We start from the raw sequence: 16,735 nt of genomic DNA on the forward strand, positions 1-16,735 counted from the left end.
TTAGAATTTTTTTGATTTACTCCCTTTACAAAATTATACAAGCAACATATGATTAGATCTTTACGTTATTTGTTATATACAGAAGTTGTTTTTGAAGGGAGTTATTACAATTGTTATCATCACGAACAAGTACGGTGTCCTCACCGGCTACAGGAACAGGCAGTACAGTGTCAGGATTAATTAGATTGTTAAGACCCAAACAGTGGACGAAAAATCTGCTGTTATTTGCTGCGTTGCTATTCTCTTTTGAGGAGATTCGAACGGAAACCATTCTTGCGACGTTGCTTGGTTTTATTCTATTTAGCCTCGTCGCAGGCTGTGTTTATATTTTAAATGACTTTGTAGACCGGGACAGAGATCGACAGCATCCAGTTAAAAAATATCGTCCCATGGCTTCTGGGCAGGTGAATCCGAGTCATGCTTTGTTGTTTGGCATTATTCTGTTAATGCTTTCCTTAGGAACGGCCTTCATGATGAACCCTCTATTCGGCGTGTTATGTATTGTTTATTTCCTATTGAATGTATCATATTCATTTGTCCTGAAACATCTCGTTATCCTGGATATGATGACCATAGCAGCCGGCTTTGTACTTCGTGCCATTGCAGGAGGTGTGCTGATCCATGTACCATTCACACCGTGGTTTTTGATCTGTACCATGCTGTTGTCGTTGTTTTTGGCTATTGGCAAACGCAGAAATGAACTTACGCTGCTTGAGGGGAATACGGGATCACACCGTAAGGTTTTGGATAACTACTCCATAACGTTGCTGGATCAATTCAATACGATTGTGACGACAGCTACGATTATCAGTTACTCTCTATTCACATTCACTTCAGATCGCACCATTCACCTGATGTGGACCATTCCACTGGTCATTTACGGCATGTTCCGTTATCTGTATCTGATCCACATGAAGAACCAGGGCGGCTCGCCCGATCGTGTACTGTTTGAGGACAAGCCCATATTAATTACGGTGATTTTGTATGTGATCAGTGTTGTTACCATTTTTACTATCTTTGAATAAAGGCTGAGGGGGATCAGGGTGAAAAGCACGAAAGTCGCAATTTTTGATATTGATAAAACGATCATACGCAGTGATTCCATGTTTCAATTTGTGCACTACGGTGTTCGCCGTTACCCGTGGCAGGTATGGAGATTACCTGTCATCGCATTACATACTGTTTTATTCAAGGCAGGCTTCATGACTGTTGAACAAGTCAAACGATCCTACTTTCAAGAAATTGAGCGTATGTCTGAAAAAGATCTCGAACATTTCTTCGATACCCGCTTGCGTACGTCCATTTTTGCAGAGGCCAGTGTAGAGATGCAGCATCGCAAAGAAGCAGGGTATCATGTCTTGCTGGTCACCGCTTCTCCGCATGCCTATATGAAATACTTTAAAAACTTTCCCTGGGTCGATCATGTCATTGGAACTGAGCTTGTCCGTCATGCGAATGGTTACACATGCAGAATTGATGGCAGCAATTGCAAAGGGGAAGAGAAGGTACGCCGAATTCAGGCTTATCTGAGTGAGAAAAATATGGTCATTGACTATGACCAGTCATGTTCCTACTCGGACTCCTTATCGGACCTTCCAGTCATGCAGCTAGTGAGTCAACGATACTTTATTAACAAGCGTGTTCCGGACATGGAGGCATTAACGTGGGGGAAATAAAATCGCGTCATACCGGTAAATGGTTGATGCTCGTTTCCGCATTTCTGACAGCAACGGGTCAATTGTTCTGGAAATGGGGACTAACCGAGTGGATTTACCTTGGTGTTGGTTTTCTGTGTTATGGACTTGGAGCGATTTTGATGATTAAAGCTTTTGCTCTGGAAAAACTCTCCGTTGCTTATCCTCTGATGTGTGCCAGCTACGTATTTGCCTTAATCTATGGATATTTTTTGCTTGGGGAAGAAATTACGGTGCAGAAGCTGGCAGCAGTTATGTTGCTTGGAATCGGGGTGACATTAACCAGTGTTGATCGATAGCTGGATGGTTGCCGTTTTAGTTGTCATGACATTGTGTGGTGCACTGGGCGGGGCTGGACTGAAGGCTTATGCATCTAGTCGCAATCGTCTGCATGTACTCATGGGACTCGGATTCTACGGAACCGGTGCGTTGCTGAATATTGTATTGTTGAAGTTTCTCCCATTAACCGTAGTACTGCCTGCCAACGCATTAACCTATGTTTGGACTCTGATCATTGCGATGCTGGTATTTAAAGAGGCAGTGGGGCCTTTACGCTGGATTGGCGTGGCGTGTATTATGGGTGGCCTATGTTTACTGGTGTTCTAATTTGGACTATCCATTATTTATACGAGCACTACGATGACAGAATAACCTTCCAATCGCTGTTATCCCCGGATTTTTTGATTCCTTTTCTTAAGGGGAAATCCGGTGATAAAGGCGAACGCTCCGCTTTTTCAGGTCTTTTCTGTCCTCTCCGTTTTTGTATAAATGATTAGATCAAATTATATAGTTTTTTTATAAAATTATTGGATGTGAATGAAAGCATGAAATTTTTGGACTACTTATTTTATAATCGCAGAGCCAACTGGACAGCCTTTTACCTGTTTGCAGGATTTGCTCTATTTTATGGTTTAATGAACGGCTCGTACGTTCTGTACATTGAAAATAATGCGGAATTGCTTGGGAAGTATAGCCCTTTTAATACGACGCTGTTTCCACTCAATTTATTCAACTTTGATCCTTCAATGTATTATGGGGACAACAGTTCTTCTGTTATTCATCCGCTGATTTCCTTTTTGGCAGTCACCGTTGCGGCTGTAGCGAAGCTGCTGGGAGGTAACTGGTTCTTTCTAGTCCTGCAATCGCTGGTAAATGCGGGTTCGGTGGTGCTGGCGTATCTGTTCCTGAGTCAAAAAGAAGATAAACCAACCATCGTACCTTTGCTGTTCGCCTTACTGTTTGGTTTCAGTTCCTACCTGATGTATACCGCGTTGATCCCGGATTCTTATCCTTATGTACAGTTCGTTATTCTGTTCTCCGTGGTTTACATGCAGTATACTCGTGAGCGTCAGGACGTACGTTATGTACCTAATGCATTGATTGCGTCCATTAACTTCGGACTAACCTCGACCAATATTGTACCGTTTGCAGCTGCCACTTTCTTCAATATGCATGCATGGCGTGATAAGGCGAATTTGAAAAAATACATCGGCATCATGGCACTGGCAGTTCTGATGATTGCCGTATTAACAGGTGTTCAATATGTTGCATTTGGAGGTCGCAGCTGGGTTAGTAACTGGCTATTGGGCATTCAAAATGGTGGAACTAGCTATGCAACACCATTCCAGTTCGCCATTCACTGGAAAGCATTGAACATGTTAACCATCAATCCGATGATGACACCGAAGATGCATTTACTGGACCCGGGCATGGCTGCATTTGTTACGGATCTATCCCGTTCCAATCCAATCGTTGTACAGATTACAGGTATCTTAATTTTATTACTGGCACTCATGGGCTTCATCAAGGGCATTCGTGAACGTGAAGTGTGGACACTTGTGCCATATATTCTGTTTGCCTTTTTGCTTCATGTAGTCGTGGGCTTTGGTCTGGCAGTATTTCAATATGATATGTACCTGTATGCGGGACACTATCTGTTTGCGTTCTTCCTGTTGGGTGGAGGATTCGTCATCAGCCTGCGTCCGGGATTGGGGAAAAAAGCGATTATAGGCTTAATCATGTTATGTGTTATCGTTACGGCAAGTAACAACATCTATCGCCACGTAGAAACATTAACAACAATCAAGCAATCCTATGATCAATTGGAACAGGACCGGTCAGTGAAATAATCAAGATGCAGCGATTCATATAAGGAAATAAGATAAGGCCATGGGATGGAAAGTCCTATGGCCTTATCTTTATTTGTGTCAAGCTAATGAGTTAAGCAATAATTTTGGTCTTCTTGGCATTCTCGGCTGAACGTTTGGTGAGACTGCTGAGTGGGCGTTTCAAAGCGAGAGCAACAATGAGACTCAGCGCGATGAACATACACAACCACAGAATATCCTTGATGGCAGTAGACCACAATATACCACCGACCGACTCACGCAGCAGACTGATCGCATACGTGAAGGGCATGAACGGATTCAATGCCTGGAAAAAGGGGGATGTCATGCTGATTGGGAACGTACCACCGGAGCTGGAGAACTGGAACACCATAAAGATGATGGCGATCCCTTTTCCGATATTCCCAAAAACGGACAGCAGCGTGTACGTGATGGTGACAAATACGGTACTCACCAGCATGGCAAACAGAACAAACCACAGTTTATCTGCAACATAGGTACCCAAAATTAAGATATCTCCCAAGGTGACGATTATCGCCTGAAGTAAGCCAATGGTCAGAAAAGTAGCGAGACGTCCAAGATATAATTCATATCCGCGGAACCTGCCCTCTGGATTCTCAGCTTCGGCACGAAGAAGAGAAATCAACAGTGTTGAGCCGACCCACAAGGACAGCACGCCATAAAAGGGTGACATGGCCGATCCATAGTTCGGAATCGGATAAAGCTGTTGTTCCTTGATTTGTACTGGACTTGCAAGGAAATCACTCTCTTCTTCGATATCGCCGCGCAAAAGTTTGGCGAGCTCGGCAAACTGGTTATTACCTTCAACTTCCCTAAGTTTGTCTGCAGCCTTGCTGATGGCACTTTCCAATGCTGGCAGATCATCACGTACCAGCGTGGCAACACGATGTACTCCTTTTTCGACCTCCGGAAGCTGGTTCTGAACAAAATTGGATGCCTTGCCTATTTGTTTCTCGGCATTAGGCAGATCATTACGAACAAAATCAGCCGCTTCGTTCAGTTTGGTTCCCAGCTTGGGCAGATCGGTCCGAATGAAAGAAGAGACGGTGTTCAAAGCCTGGATAAAACCTTCACTTTTATTGGCAAGTGTCTCCGATATCTCATGGATCTTGGATTGGATTTGAGGCAGTTCGCTCTGGATTTTGGTCAACTCGGTCTGCCCAAACGTAATGCCTTCTTTGGCAAATGCAAGAATATCCGCAATATCCGGAATTCGATCTCTTGCTCCCTGCAGTGTACTTGCTGAAGTGGAGAGGATGGATCTTAGTTTATCCGCTCCCGCTGATAGAGCCGGCGATATGTCGCTCTCATACGTGTTCAAGAGATTGCCAATGCCGCTGCTAATGTCTTTAGAGAGCAAATTCAACTGAGCGATGACGTCAGCGGGCGGCGTAGTATTGCGACGCATGGCATCACTCATGATGCCAGCCAGACGAATTTGCAACTGTAGTTTATCTGAAACGGAGTTCAACTGCTGAATTTGATCGGCAAGTGGATGGCTTGGAAGCAAGTTGTCTATTTTGCCCAGTAGGTTTGCCATACTGTCAACGAGTTTTACCGCAATCCCCAAGCGTGCAGCAATCCGGTCCAGATCTTCTGCTGTGGGCAGGTTATCCAGATCCGAATTTTGCAATTGTGCAAATACGTCTCCAGCAGCGTTAGTAATCTGCTGTACCAGCAGCAAATTCTGGCGGATCGTTGGGCCAATAGCCTGAAACGCATCCTCACTGGAATCCACGAACTGATTTAATCCCTCTGCAAGCTCAATCCCGTTGCCAGCGATTTGGGATACTTTGTCCAAATCTTGCTCCGCGGCCGTTACGATAGACAGAGCTTTATTGGTTTTATCCAGCGCCGTTTGGATGACAGCTGATACCTGACCAAAGTTTTCATCCACTTCTCGAATGCGTTCTACCGCTTTTTGTATATCCGGTATCCGACCTTGAATAGCCAGTACTTCGGAAGCTGCATCATTAATTTGGGGCCAATACTCCTGCACCTTGAGCACATACTTTGCCGCTTCATTGATTTCAGGCAGTTTTCTTTCGATCTCAACGATCTTTTGAGCATCTTTTACAATCTCAGGCATGGCTTTTTCCACTTCCAGTACCTTTTGACCTGCGGCTTGAATGGCCGGGAGATTTTTCTCCAGTGTGAAAATGCCATTCTCCATCTTGCGCAAAGTTGGAAGCTGGGCATTAATTTCAACCCCGGCTTCCTTCAACTTGGTTAGAACAGCCTCACTGACGGCTTCAGTGAAATTTTCATTGATTTGTGTTGTGATGGCAGACACACCAGAGCCTGTGATTTTGGGAGCAATGGCATTCACCTTCTCGTTAACGGTATAGATGACCTCCGGGCGCTCCAGCTTTCCGTCAACGATGCCTGTAATTTTGGATGAAAAATCTCCGGGAATGAGCAGACTTGCATAATAATCTCCTGTTTGTACACCCCGACTGGCCTCGCTCCGATCTACAAAAGTCCAGCCCAGCTTTTCGTTGTGTTTGAGGCTGGATACCAGTTCATCTCCGATATTGACATTGGTTCCTGCAACAGTTGCACCCTCGTCTTCAGTTGTCACTGCGATTTTGATCCCCTGGGTGTTACTGTACGGGTCCCATACGGACTTCACGTTGACCCAGTCATACACCCCGGGCAGTAAGATGATAGCCACAATTAGAAATATACCTGTGGGAACCTTCAGAATATGCAACCAGTCTGTTTTGTAAACGTGCCAAATGTGACGCATGACTTCCTCCTAAATGTACATAAATGTAGGGCGTATATTAATTCCATGTCGCATAGCTGCGAATCTTATGTATATCGGCATTACAGCAGCATCTATGAATGGGTTTATGTTTATAAACTGTACCCATTTCAGTGGGTACTAATGCAGAGCCTGCATATATTAGGTAAGATGAAACTGACTGCTTGTTCCAAAAAGAAGTGTTTTGTGTCTACTTAAGCATAGGCAGAGGTTTATTTTGGTTATATCAAATTTCTCATTTGCCTATGGATAAATATGCAGAAATGTTGTATAATTATGAATAACCAATGAGATGAATTGTGCATGGATGTTTTTCAGGCTAACTGCTGATTCTAACAAGAACGTAGCAGAGGGTTTTCACCTGCGATGGTGAGGTGTTGACAGGGGGTTGTCTTTCTGTCATAATTCATGAAGACAAACGGACATATTGATTACAGAACCCTGTGAGGTCCTGCAATATGAACGACATGAATAGCACCTTTAAATCAGTCCCGTGAGACTGGCAAGGTAACGTGAACGATACATCGTTTTTTGCTGCGGCAAATGAAGCGATGCATCCCCGAGAGTAAACTTTCTTCAGAGCTGTCTGAAGTTCGGAGACTCCTTGCCAATAAACACGGCAAGGAGTCTTTTTTGTTCTCCTCGTCACGGGGCCATGATCTGAAGGGAAATCCTGAGGAGGCTGAACGCATGAGCACAGAGACACATGTCATTATGGATGAGACGGCGATCCGCCGCGCATTAACACGGATTGCCCATGAGATATTGGAGAAAAACAAAGGAATCGATGATTGTGTGCTGGTCGGTATCCGTACACGCGGGGTTTACCTCGCAGAACGGATTGCCGCGAAGATTGAAGAAATCGAAGGCGCCAAAGTCCCCTGGGGAGAACTGGATGTGACTCCTTACCGCGATGATCGCTTAGACGAAAACAAGGCGAATCGCAAGGAAATGTTGATTATGACACCTGAATCACTTTCGATCCATAACAAAAAAGTGATCTTGTTCGATGATGTGCTCTATACCGGACGTACGATTCGCGCAGCGATGGATGCCCTGATGGACTGTGGAAGACCACAGAACATACAGCTGGCGGTACTCGCAGACCGTGGACACCGGGAACTTCCGATTCGACCTGATTTTATCGGCAAGAATGTGCCGACTTCCAAATCAGAAGAGATCGAAGTTGCACTCATGGAAACGGACGGACAGGACGAAGTCAAAATCACTCAGAACCGGGGGGAGCAAGCATGATGATTACACAGACAGCATTGAGAGACCGGAGCTTGCTTGGACTGAAGGAACTTAGCCGAGGAGAGATTGAGTCCATTCTGAACAGGGCGGCTCACTGGGAAGCGCAGAAAGAGAAACTGGTTCCTGTACTTGAATCACGCTTCGTTGCGAACATGTTCTTCGAAAACAGCACACGTACCCGCTTCTCTTTCGAAATGGCAGAGAAACGCCTGGGCGCACAAGTGCTGAACTTTACGGCAGCCGCATCCAGTGTGGAAAAAGGAGAGTCCATCTACGATACGGTGCGAACACTTGAGTCGATGGGCATTGATGCAGGCGTGATCCGGTTGAAACCGGCAGGCGTTCTGCAACAACTGGCTCAGAAAGTGAGTGTCCCGCTCGTAAACGCCGGAGACGGCAACAATGAGCATCCCACACAGGCGTTGCTGGACCTCTACACGATGCGGAAAGCATTTGGCGAACTGAAAGGTTTGCGTGTTTCCATCATTGGCGACATCCTGCATAGCCGTGTAGCTCGCTCCAACCTATGGGCACTGCAAAAGTTTGGTGCAGATGTACGCTTCTGTGCTCCGCAAACGATGCAGGCACCGGAACTTGCAGAACATGCTCCTTATGTCGGTCTCGAAGAAGCGCTGGATGCAGATGTAGTCATGATGCTCCGTGTTCAACTGGAACGTCATAAACATGGTCTGATCACTTCAGCTGAGGATTATCGCGAACACTACGGATTGACGGAAGAACGGGCGTCACGCCTAAAACCAAGCACCATTATCATGCACCCTGCTCCAGTGAACCGCAACGTCGAGGTAGATGACGCGGTTGTGGAAAGTGAAGCATCGCGGATCTTCCCGCAGATGGCAAACGGCGTCCCCATCCGCATGGCGGTTATGGAACGTGCGATGAAACTGTAACAGGGTCTGGCTGTGGGTCATAGGCTGACGAAGATGGCAGTTCTTATAGAGCAATAAGAGAGTACACGATAAAGAAAATCATCCGGCTTGCCTGGTAAGCCGGACAGAACCGAAGCGGAGGGCAATTATGCTACAGATTATAAAGAATGCGAACATCTTGAACCAACAAGGGGAACTTGAACGGAAAACCATCATTATAGATGAAGGTAAAATTAAAAAGATCGCTGGCCTGGAAGACCAAGCCGTATTGGATGCCGAAAAGTCAGCGCATCATGTGACAGACGCATCAGGCAAACTGGTCATTCCGGGATTGATCGATATGCACGTGCATCTGCGTGAACCTGGATTCGAACACAAAGAGACGATCGAGACAGGTGCCCGTTCAGCAGCACAAGGCGGTTTTACAACGATCGCCTGCATGCCGAACACAAGACCGGTTACAGACACAGCGGAAGTTGTGAAACTGGTACTGGATAAAGCGAAAGAAGCTGATCTGGTAAAAGTGTTGCCTTATGCAGCCATTACCAAAAACGAACTGGGTCGTGAACTTACCGATTTTGCCGCCTTGAAAGAAGCAGGGGCTATCGGATTCACGGATGACGGTGTCGGCGTACAAAACGCTCAAATGATGAAAGATGCCATGAGCCTCGCAGCAAGCATGGATATGCCAGTGATCGCTCACTGTGAAGATGACTCACTGGTTGTCGGTGGATATGTGACGGAAGGCGAGTTTTCCAAACGTCATGGCATCAAAGGCATTCCTAATGAATCCGAGGCTATCCACGTAGGCCGGGATATTCTGCTCGCAGAAGCAACCGGAGTTCATTACCACGTCTGCCACGTAAGCACAGAGCAATCGGTTCGCCTGATTCGTCTGGCGAAATCCATCGGTATTAAAGTAACTGCTGAGGTGTGTCCGCACCATCTGGTGTTGTCGGATGAAGATATCCCGGGCATGGACGCCAACTGGAAGATGAATCCGCCGCTACGCTCACCACGTGATGTGCAGGCCTGTATCGAAGGTTTGCTGGACGGCACGCTGGACATGATCGTAACCGATCACGCGCCACACAGTGAAGAAGAGAAAGCCAAAGGCATGGAGCTGGCACCTTTCGGAATCGTAGGATTCGAAACAGCCTTCCCACTGCTGTACACGAAGTTTGTGGAAACTGGACTTTGGAGCTTGGATTTCCTGGTGAAACGAATGACAGCTGATCCGGCACGTGTATTCCGACTGGATACAGGCAAACTGGAAGAAGGAGCACCAGCGGATATCACGATGATTGACCTGAACGAGGAAAAAGCGGTTGATCCTGCAACGTTTGCAACCAAAGGAAGAAACACACCATTCACAGGCTGGAAGCTGAAAGGCTGGGCCGTACAAACATGGGTGGATGGCAAAAGCGTATGGAGCAACACTGTACAACAATAAAACGGTAATTTAGTAAATTAATAAATTACTAACTCTATATCTTTCAATTAGTAACAGTAATTCTTAACTTTTTAAAGAAACACATCTTTCTAATTCTAAAACTTAATCTACAACTTTTACACCAGTAACATCTTTTCAACTTACTCGAGGCAAATCATGCCGAGAGTCTAACATACGAAACAAAACACAGTTGAATAATGCTTTTGAACATGGACACCAACGTAACTGCGGAGCGGACAGAAAAGACCCGAAGAAGCAAAGCGTTCGCCTTTATCACCGGATTACATCATTTGAAAAATGATAAAAAAAGTAATCCTGGGATAACAGCGATCAAAGGGTTTTCTGTACGCGGAGCCGCACCACACGTAACGCCCATGTTCAACTCAAAGTATTCAACGTTGATAAACACAGAGGAGTGAAATGGGATGCAGGCACAGGCAAGATTATTGTTGGAAGACGGCACACTGTTCACCGGGAAAGCATTCGGTGCTGAAGGTGAAACGACAGGTGAGGTCGTTTTTAATACGGGAATTACAGGCTATCAAGAGGTGCTTTCGGATCCTTCCTATTGCGGTCAAATCGTAACCATGACGTATCCGCTGATCGGAAACTACGGTATTACGCGTGATGACTTTGAGTCGATTCGTCCATACGTACACGGTTTCGTTGTACGTCGTCATGAGCCAACGCCGAGCAACTGGCGTGCGGAATATAGCGTAGACAATCTGCTCAAGGAATACGGTATCGTAGGAATAAGCGAAATTGATACACGCATGTTGACTCGCCGGATTCGTCACCACGGCACAATGAAGGGAATTCTCACAACAGGATCGAAGCCTGTGGAAGAACTGCTGGAGATGATGGGAGATACCACCATCGCCGAGCTACGTAACCAGGTGCCTATGACTTCTACAGAGCATGTCTACAACAGCCCGGGAACGGCTGAACGTATTGTGCTCGTGGATTATGGTGCCAAAACAGGAATCTTGCGCGAACTCAGCAAACGTAACTGTGACGTTGTTGTTGTTCCGCACGATGTAACAGCGGACGAGATTCGTCGCCTGAACCCGGACGGCATTCAATTGTCCAACGGCCCTGGGGACCCGAAAGACGTACCTCACGCAGTTAAAATGATCAGTGAACTGCTTGGCGAATACCCGATCTTCGGCATCTGCCTGGGTCACCAATTGTTCGCACTTGCGGCAGGAGCAGACACCGAAAAACTCAAGTTTGGACATCGCGGAGGAAACCACCCGGTGAAAGAGCTGGAGAGCGGACGTTGCTTCATCACATCCCAGAACCATGGTTTTACCGTAAACGAGGAATCTGTGAAGAGCACGGACCTGGAAGTTACACATATCAACAATAACGATAAGACCATTGAAGGTCTGAAACATAAATCCTTCCCGGCATTCTCGGTTCAGTATCACCCAGAAGCAGCCCCGGGTCCTTACGACAACAGCTATCTGTTTGACCGTTTCATCGAGATGATTCGCGAGCACAAAATCACTAACCCGCAAAAGCCGCGTCAAGCCGTATTGGCAGCCGCAGTGAAAGGAGCACAATAACATGCCGATTAACAAAGATCTCAAAAAAATCCTGGTGATTGGTTCCGGTCCAATCGTCATCGGTCAAGCGGCCGAGTTCGACTATGCCGGTACACAAGCTTGCCAGGCTCTGAAAGAAGAAGGCGTGGAAGTTGTACTTATCAACAGCAACCCGGCGACCATTATGACGGATACAAACATGGCTGACAAAGTCTACATTGAGCCAATCACACTGGATTTTGTAACCCAAATCATTCGTCAGGAGCGTCCAGACGGCTTGCTGCCAACACTGGGTGGTCAGACAGGTCTGAACATGGCGGTAGAACTGGCACGTGCAGGCGTGCTGGAACGTGAAAATGTGAAATTGCTCGGAACACAGCTGACTTCCATCGAGAAAGCGGAAGATCGTGATCTGTTCCGTGACCTGATGCGTGAACTGGAACAGCCAGTACCTGAGAGTGTGATCGTGACGACACTTGAAGAATCACTTGAATTTGCAAATGAGATTGGTTATCCAATCATCGTACGTCCAGCCTATACGCTGGGCGGAACAGGCGGCGGAATCTGTGCGAACGAAGAAGAGCTGCGCGAGACTGTGGTAGCGGGAATTCGTTACAGCCCGATTGGGCAATGTCTGGTCGAGAAGAGCATTGCAGGCATGAAAGAAGTCGAGTATGAAGTTATGCGGGACAAAAACGATAACTGTATCGTTGTCTGCAACATGGAAAACTTTGACCCGGTAGGGGTTCATACAGGCGACAGTATCGTTGTGGCACCAAGCCAAACATTGTCGGACCGTGAATATCAAATGCTGCGTTCAGCTTCCCTGAAAATCATCCGTGCCCTGAACATCGAGGGTGGATGTAACGTACAGTTTGCACTGGACCCACACAGCTTCCAATACTATGTTATCGAAGTAAATCCACGGGTAAGCCGTTCATCGGCCCTGGCTTCCAAAGCAACGGGTTATCCGATTGCCAAAATGGCTGCCAAAATCGCCATGGGTTACACATTGGATGAAATCGTGAACCCGGTAACAGGCCAAACGTATGCTTGCTTCGAGCCTACACTGGATTATATCGTGAGCAAAATCCCTCGCTGGCCGTTTGACAAGTTCATCTCGGCGAACCGTAAACTGGGAACTCAGATGAAAGCAACAGGCGAAGTAATGGCCATTGGCCGGACATTCGAAGAGTCGATTCACAAAGCAGTTCGTTCCCTCGAAATTGGCGTACATCGCCTCTACCTGAAGGATGCCGAAACGCTGGACGAAGCTACCCTGAACGAGCGTCTGATCAAAGCAGATGATGAGCGTATCTTCCTGATTGCTGAAGCATTCCGCAGAGGATATACGTTGCAACAACTGCAAGACCTGACCAAGATTGACTGGTGGTTCCTGGACAAAATCGAAGGTTTGATCGCATTTGAAGATCGCATTCGCGAAGAATCCGAATTGTCTTCCGACATTCTGTATCAAGCGAAACGCCTTGGATTCACAGACCGTGCCATTGCTGAACTGCGTGCGCAAGGTCAACCTGGAGGCACATTAACAACTGAAGCGGAAGTTAGAACTCGCCGGGAAGCAGAGAACCTGCGCCCAGTGTACAAAATGGTAGATACATGTGCAGCTGAGTTCGAAGCAACAACGCCATATTACTACTCAACTTACGAGACAGAGAATGAAGTGATCCCTTCAGACAAGCAAAAAGTTGTGGTGCTGGGTTCAGGACCAATCCGGATCGGTCAAGGGATTGAGTTTGACTACTCTACTGTTCACGCCGTATGGGCTTTGCAAAAAGCAGGATATGAAGCAGTCATTATCAACAATAACCCGGAGACGGTGTCTACGGACTTTAATACATCCGATCGCCTGTACTTTGAACCGCTCTTCTTCGAAGATGTCATGAACGTGATTGAACAGGAGAAACCAGTAGGGGTTATCGTACAGTTCGGTGGTCAAACGGCCATCAACCTGGCAGCACCACTGCGTAATGCAGGTGTAACCATTCTCGGAACGGATCTGGAAAGCATCGATGAGGCGGAGGACCGCAAGAAGTTCGAACGTCTGCTCTCCCGTCTGGAGATTGCACAGCCAAAAGGTAAAACAGTCATTTCCGTTGATGATGCGGTAGAAACAGCTCAAAGTCTGGGCTACCCAGTATTGGTTCGTCCTTCCTATGTACTCGGCGGTCGTGCGATGGAGATTGTATACTCCGATGCTGAATTGCTGACATACATGGAACAGGCGGTTAAAATCAATCCGGAACATCCGGTCCTGATCGACCGTTATATGATGGGTAAAGAAGTTGAGGTTGACGCCATCTGTGATGGTGAAACGGTATTGATTCCAGGAATCATGGAACATATCGAGCGTGCAGGTGTTCACTCTGGTGACTCCATCGCGGTATATCCTCCTCAACACCTGTCCCAGGATATGAAAGAGAAAATTGTAGAGATTACAATCAAAATTGCGAAAGAACTGAAAACGGTAGGTTTGGTCAACATCCAGTTTGTTATCCATGATGGCCAAGTGTACATTATCGAGGTGAACCCGCGTTCATCCCGTACCGTGCCTTTCTTGAGCAAAGTAACCAACATTCCAATGGCGAACCTGGCAACACAAGCCATCCTGGGTGTAAAACTGAAAGATCTTGGTTATGTTGACGGGCTGTGGCCTGAGTCAGACCATGTCTCTGTCAAAGTTCCGGTCTTCTCCTTCGCGAAACTGCGTCGTGTTGAACCAACCCTCGGACCTGAGATGAAATCCACAGGTGAGGTTATGGGTCGTGACCCGAATTATGCTAAAGCGTTGTTCAAAGGTCTTATCGGCGCAGGAATGAAAATTCCGGCAACCGGAGCGATTGTTGTGACTGTAGCAGACAAAGACAAAGACGAAGCTGTACCATTGCTCGAAGGTTTCTACAGACTGGGTTACAAAATCATGGCTACCGGCGGAACAGCAGCTGCGCTTGAAGCAGCGAACATTCCGGTAACGACGGTGAACAAGTTAAGCGAAGGTTCGCCGAACATTCTGGATATGATCCGCAGCGGCGAAGCGAACTTTGTCTTCAATACACTTACCAAAGGTAAAACACCGCAGCGTGACGGATTCCGTATCCGTCGTGAAGCGGTAGAGAACGGCATTGTATGTATGACTTCACTGGATACGATTCGTGCGCTGCTGATCATGCTGCAAACGATCAACTTCTCTTCGGAAGCAATGCCTGCCTTTATAAAATAAATAATTACTGATGAAGGACATCAGTCAGCCTGAGGGCTGGCGGGATGTCCTTTATATCGGGCAAAAACGGAAAAAATGAGGAAGTGGAGGGGAGCGCTGGTGATGAATCACGCGAGTTTCAATGAAATGGCTGGCCGTCTGATGGTGGCACTCGATTATCCTGGAGCGGAAGAAGCAAAAGCATTGGTACAAGCTCTTGAAGGCATTCCTTGTTATCTGAAGGTGGGCATGCAGCTGTTCTACGCAGCAGGACCGGACTTCATTCGGGAGCTAAAATCCAAAGGATACTCCGTTTTTCTGGATGTGAAAATGCATGACATTCCCAACACCGTTCGTGGGGGTGCTGAGAGTATCACACGTCTTGGGGTAGACATGTTTAATGTACATGCAGCAGGTGGAACCATGATGATGCGTGCTGCACGTGAAGGTGCTGAGGCAGCAATCGCTGCCGACCCTTCCCTTAGCAAGCCCGAGATCATTGCAGTCACCCAACTCACCAGTACAAGTCTGGAAACGATGAATAACGAGATTGGCATCCCGGGAAGTGTGGAAGCTGCTGTGGTCCGTTATGCAGGACTGGCCCAAGAGGCCGGACTGGATGGAGTTGTTGCTTCTCCACTGGAGGTGCCCGCAATTCGGGCAGCGTGCGGCAGTGCTTTTCACACCGTTACACCAGGAATTCGTCCAGCGGGCAGTGGCCTGGGAGATCAGACACGCGTATTGACGCCGGGTGAAGCCATTGCCAGAGGAAGTCATTACATTGTTGTAGGCAGACCGATTACTGGCGCTCCCAATCCGCGTGAAGCGGCAGAAACCATTTTGAAGGAGATGTTGAACGTATGATCGAACTGAATGAGATTCCGAATCATATAGCTTCCCAACTGTTGAAAATTAAAGCCGTGGCGTTGCGTCCGCAGCAGCCATTTACATGGACATCCGGCATCAAATCACCAATATACTGCGATAACCGCTTAACGATGTCCTATCCCGAGATTCGCAACGATATTGCTGAAGCCTTCGCAACGATCATTCGTAACCAATACCCGGATGCAGAAGTCATCGCAGGTACGGCAACCGCGGGTATCCCGCATGCGGCCTGGGTGGCTCAGAAGCTGAATCTGCCGATGGCGTACATTCGCGATAAAGCGAAAGGACACGGTAAGGAGAACCTGATTGAGGGTCTGATTACTGAGGGTCAGAAAGTGGTTGTCATTGAAGATCTGATCTCCACAGGTGGAAGCTCGATCAAAGCAGCAGAAGCTGTACGTGTAGCAGGTGCAACACCGCTCGCCGTACTTGCCATCTTCAGCTACCAGCTGGATAAAGGGGTTAAAGCCTTCGAAGATGCTGGAATTCCGCTTCAGACTCTGTCTAATTACACAGCTCTGATGGATGTGGCTTTGGCTCAGGGAACGATTCAGGAGAGTGACTTTGAGTTGCTGAAATCCTGGCGTGAAGATCCTTCTTCATTTGGAAAATAATATCATTGTATAATGCAATATGTGTTCAATGTTAAACGGTATCAAAATTGTAATGATTGCCGTCACAGCGGCAAAACCATCGAATATGCAAGAGGCATCCCATACATTGGGGTGCTTTTTTCGTTTGTTCATCAAAATATTAACTTTTTCCCTCTACCGTTGTAAAAAGCTTGTAACTTTTAGTTGTGATCGGTCGTTTATAATTCAGTGTAGGTTGGAACAGATTTCTAATTTTAGGTTTTTTGAAGAAGTGAACGGGAT

The 16,735-nt window shown here is 47.0% G+C and carries 13 protein-coding genes; 12 read left to right on the top strand and 1 reads right to left on the bottom strand.

Annotated elements, in window-relative coordinates:
* The first annotated feature begins 134 nt into the window (after positions 1 to 134).
* From MKY73_RS08285 to MKY73_RS08305, 5 genes are all read left to right on the top strand, one after another.
* Positions 135 to 1,025 (top strand): decaprenyl-phosphate phosphoribosyltransferase, encoded by an 891-nt coding sequence (locus MKY73_RS08285; protein ID WP_339308529.1) that lies wholly within the window; start codon positions 135 to 137, stop codon positions 1,023 to 1,025.
* 18 nt (positions 1,026 to 1,043) lie between these two features.
* Positions 1,044 to 1,676 (top strand): HAD family hydrolase, encoded by a 633-nt coding sequence (locus MKY73_RS08290; protein ID WP_339306766.1) that lies wholly within the window; start codon positions 1,044 to 1,046, stop codon positions 1,674 to 1,676.
* Positions 1,664 to 1,993: an EamA family transporter gene (locus MKY73_RS08295; RefSeq protein ID WP_339306768.1), complete on the top strand. Its 330-nt coding sequence runs from the start codon at positions 1,664 to 1,666 to the stop codon at positions 1,991 to 1,993. The genes MKY73_RS08290 and MKY73_RS08295 overlap by 13 nt, the downstream gene beginning before the upstream one ends.
* On the top strand, positions 1,980 to 2,300 hold the full coding sequence (locus tag MKY73_RS08300) for an EamA family transporter (RefSeq protein WP_339235883.1): 321 nt from the start codon (positions 1,980 to 1,982) through the stop codon (positions 2,298 to 2,300). The genes MKY73_RS08295 and MKY73_RS08300 overlap by 14 nt, the downstream gene beginning before the upstream one ends.
* 218 nt (positions 2,301 to 2,518) lie before the next feature.
* Positions 2,519 to 3,823 carry a DUF6080 domain-containing protein gene (locus tag MKY73_RS08305; RefSeq protein ID WP_339306769.1) on the top strand — a complete coding sequence of 435 codons (1,305 nt, stop codon included), beginning with the start codon at positions 2,519 to 2,521 and terminating at the stop codon, positions 3,821 to 3,823.
* Positions 3,824 to 3,914: 91 nt separating this feature from the next.
* Here the strand turns inward: MKY73_RS08305 and MKY73_RS08310 are convergent, their stop codons facing one another.
* Positions 3,915 to 6,590, bottom strand: coding sequence for a YhgE/Pip domain-containing protein (locus MKY73_RS08310; RefSeq protein ID WP_339306771.1), 2,676 nt, complete (start codon positions 6,588 to 6,590; stop codon positions 3,915 to 3,917).
* Positions 6,591 to 7,298: 708 nt separating this feature from the next.
* Here MKY73_RS08310 and pyrR point away from each other — a divergent pair.
* The 7 genes from pyrR (at position 7,299) to pyrE (ending at position 16,474) form a co-directional block, all read left to right on the top strand.
* Positions 7,299 to 7,862: a bifunctional pyr operon transcriptional regulator/uracil phosphoribosyltransferase PyrR gene (gene pyrR / locus MKY73_RS08315; protein WP_017687330.1), complete on the top strand. Its 564-nt coding sequence runs from the start codon at positions 7,299 to 7,301 to the stop codon at positions 7,860 to 7,862.
* Positions 7,859 to 8,773, top strand: a complete 915-nt coding sequence (locus MKY73_RS08320) for an aspartate carbamoyltransferase catalytic subunit (protein ID WP_339306772.1) — start codon at positions 7,859 to 7,861, stop codon at positions 8,771 to 8,773. Before pyrR ends, MKY73_RS08320 begins: the two co-directional genes overlap by 4 nt.
* Before the next feature lie 127 nt (positions 8,774 to 8,900).
* Complete coding sequence (locus MKY73_RS08325) at positions 8,901 to 10,205, top strand: dihydroorotase (RefSeq protein ID WP_339235870.1); 1,305 nt, start codon at positions 8,901 to 8,903, stop codon at positions 10,203 to 10,205.
* Between the two features lie 425 nt (positions 10,206 to 10,630).
* A complete protein-coding gene (carA, locus tag MKY73_RS08330) occupies positions 10,631 to 11,773 on the top strand; it encodes a glutamine-hydrolyzing carbamoyl-phosphate synthase small subunit (protein ID WP_062835434.1) in 1,143 nt (380 codons plus the stop codon).
* A gap of 1 nt (position 11,774) precedes the next feature.
* Positions 11,775 to 14,993, top strand: a complete 3,219-nt coding sequence (gene carB, locus MKY73_RS08335; protein ID WP_339306775.1) for a carbamoyl-phosphate synthase large subunit — start codon at positions 11,775 to 11,777, stop codon at positions 14,991 to 14,993.
* Between the two features lie 102 nt (positions 14,994 to 15,095).
* Positions 15,096 to 15,836, top strand: coding sequence for an orotidine-5'-phosphate decarboxylase (gene pyrF, locus MKY73_RS08340; RefSeq protein WP_339306777.1), 741 nt, complete (start codon positions 15,096 to 15,098; stop codon positions 15,834 to 15,836).
* Positions 15,833 to 16,474: an orotate phosphoribosyltransferase gene (gene pyrE / locus MKY73_RS08345; protein ID WP_036674850.1), complete on the top strand. Its 642-nt coding sequence runs from the start codon at positions 15,833 to 15,835 to the stop codon at positions 16,472 to 16,474. The genes pyrF and pyrE overlap by 4 nt, the downstream gene beginning before the upstream one ends.
* Positions 16,475 to 16,735 lie beyond the last annotated feature (261 nt).

Source organism: Paenibacillus sp. FSL R5-0519, from assembly GCF_037974275.1.
In the GTDB taxonomy this organism is placed as follows: domain Bacteria; phylum Bacillota; class Bacilli; order Paenibacillales; family Paenibacillaceae; genus Paenibacillus.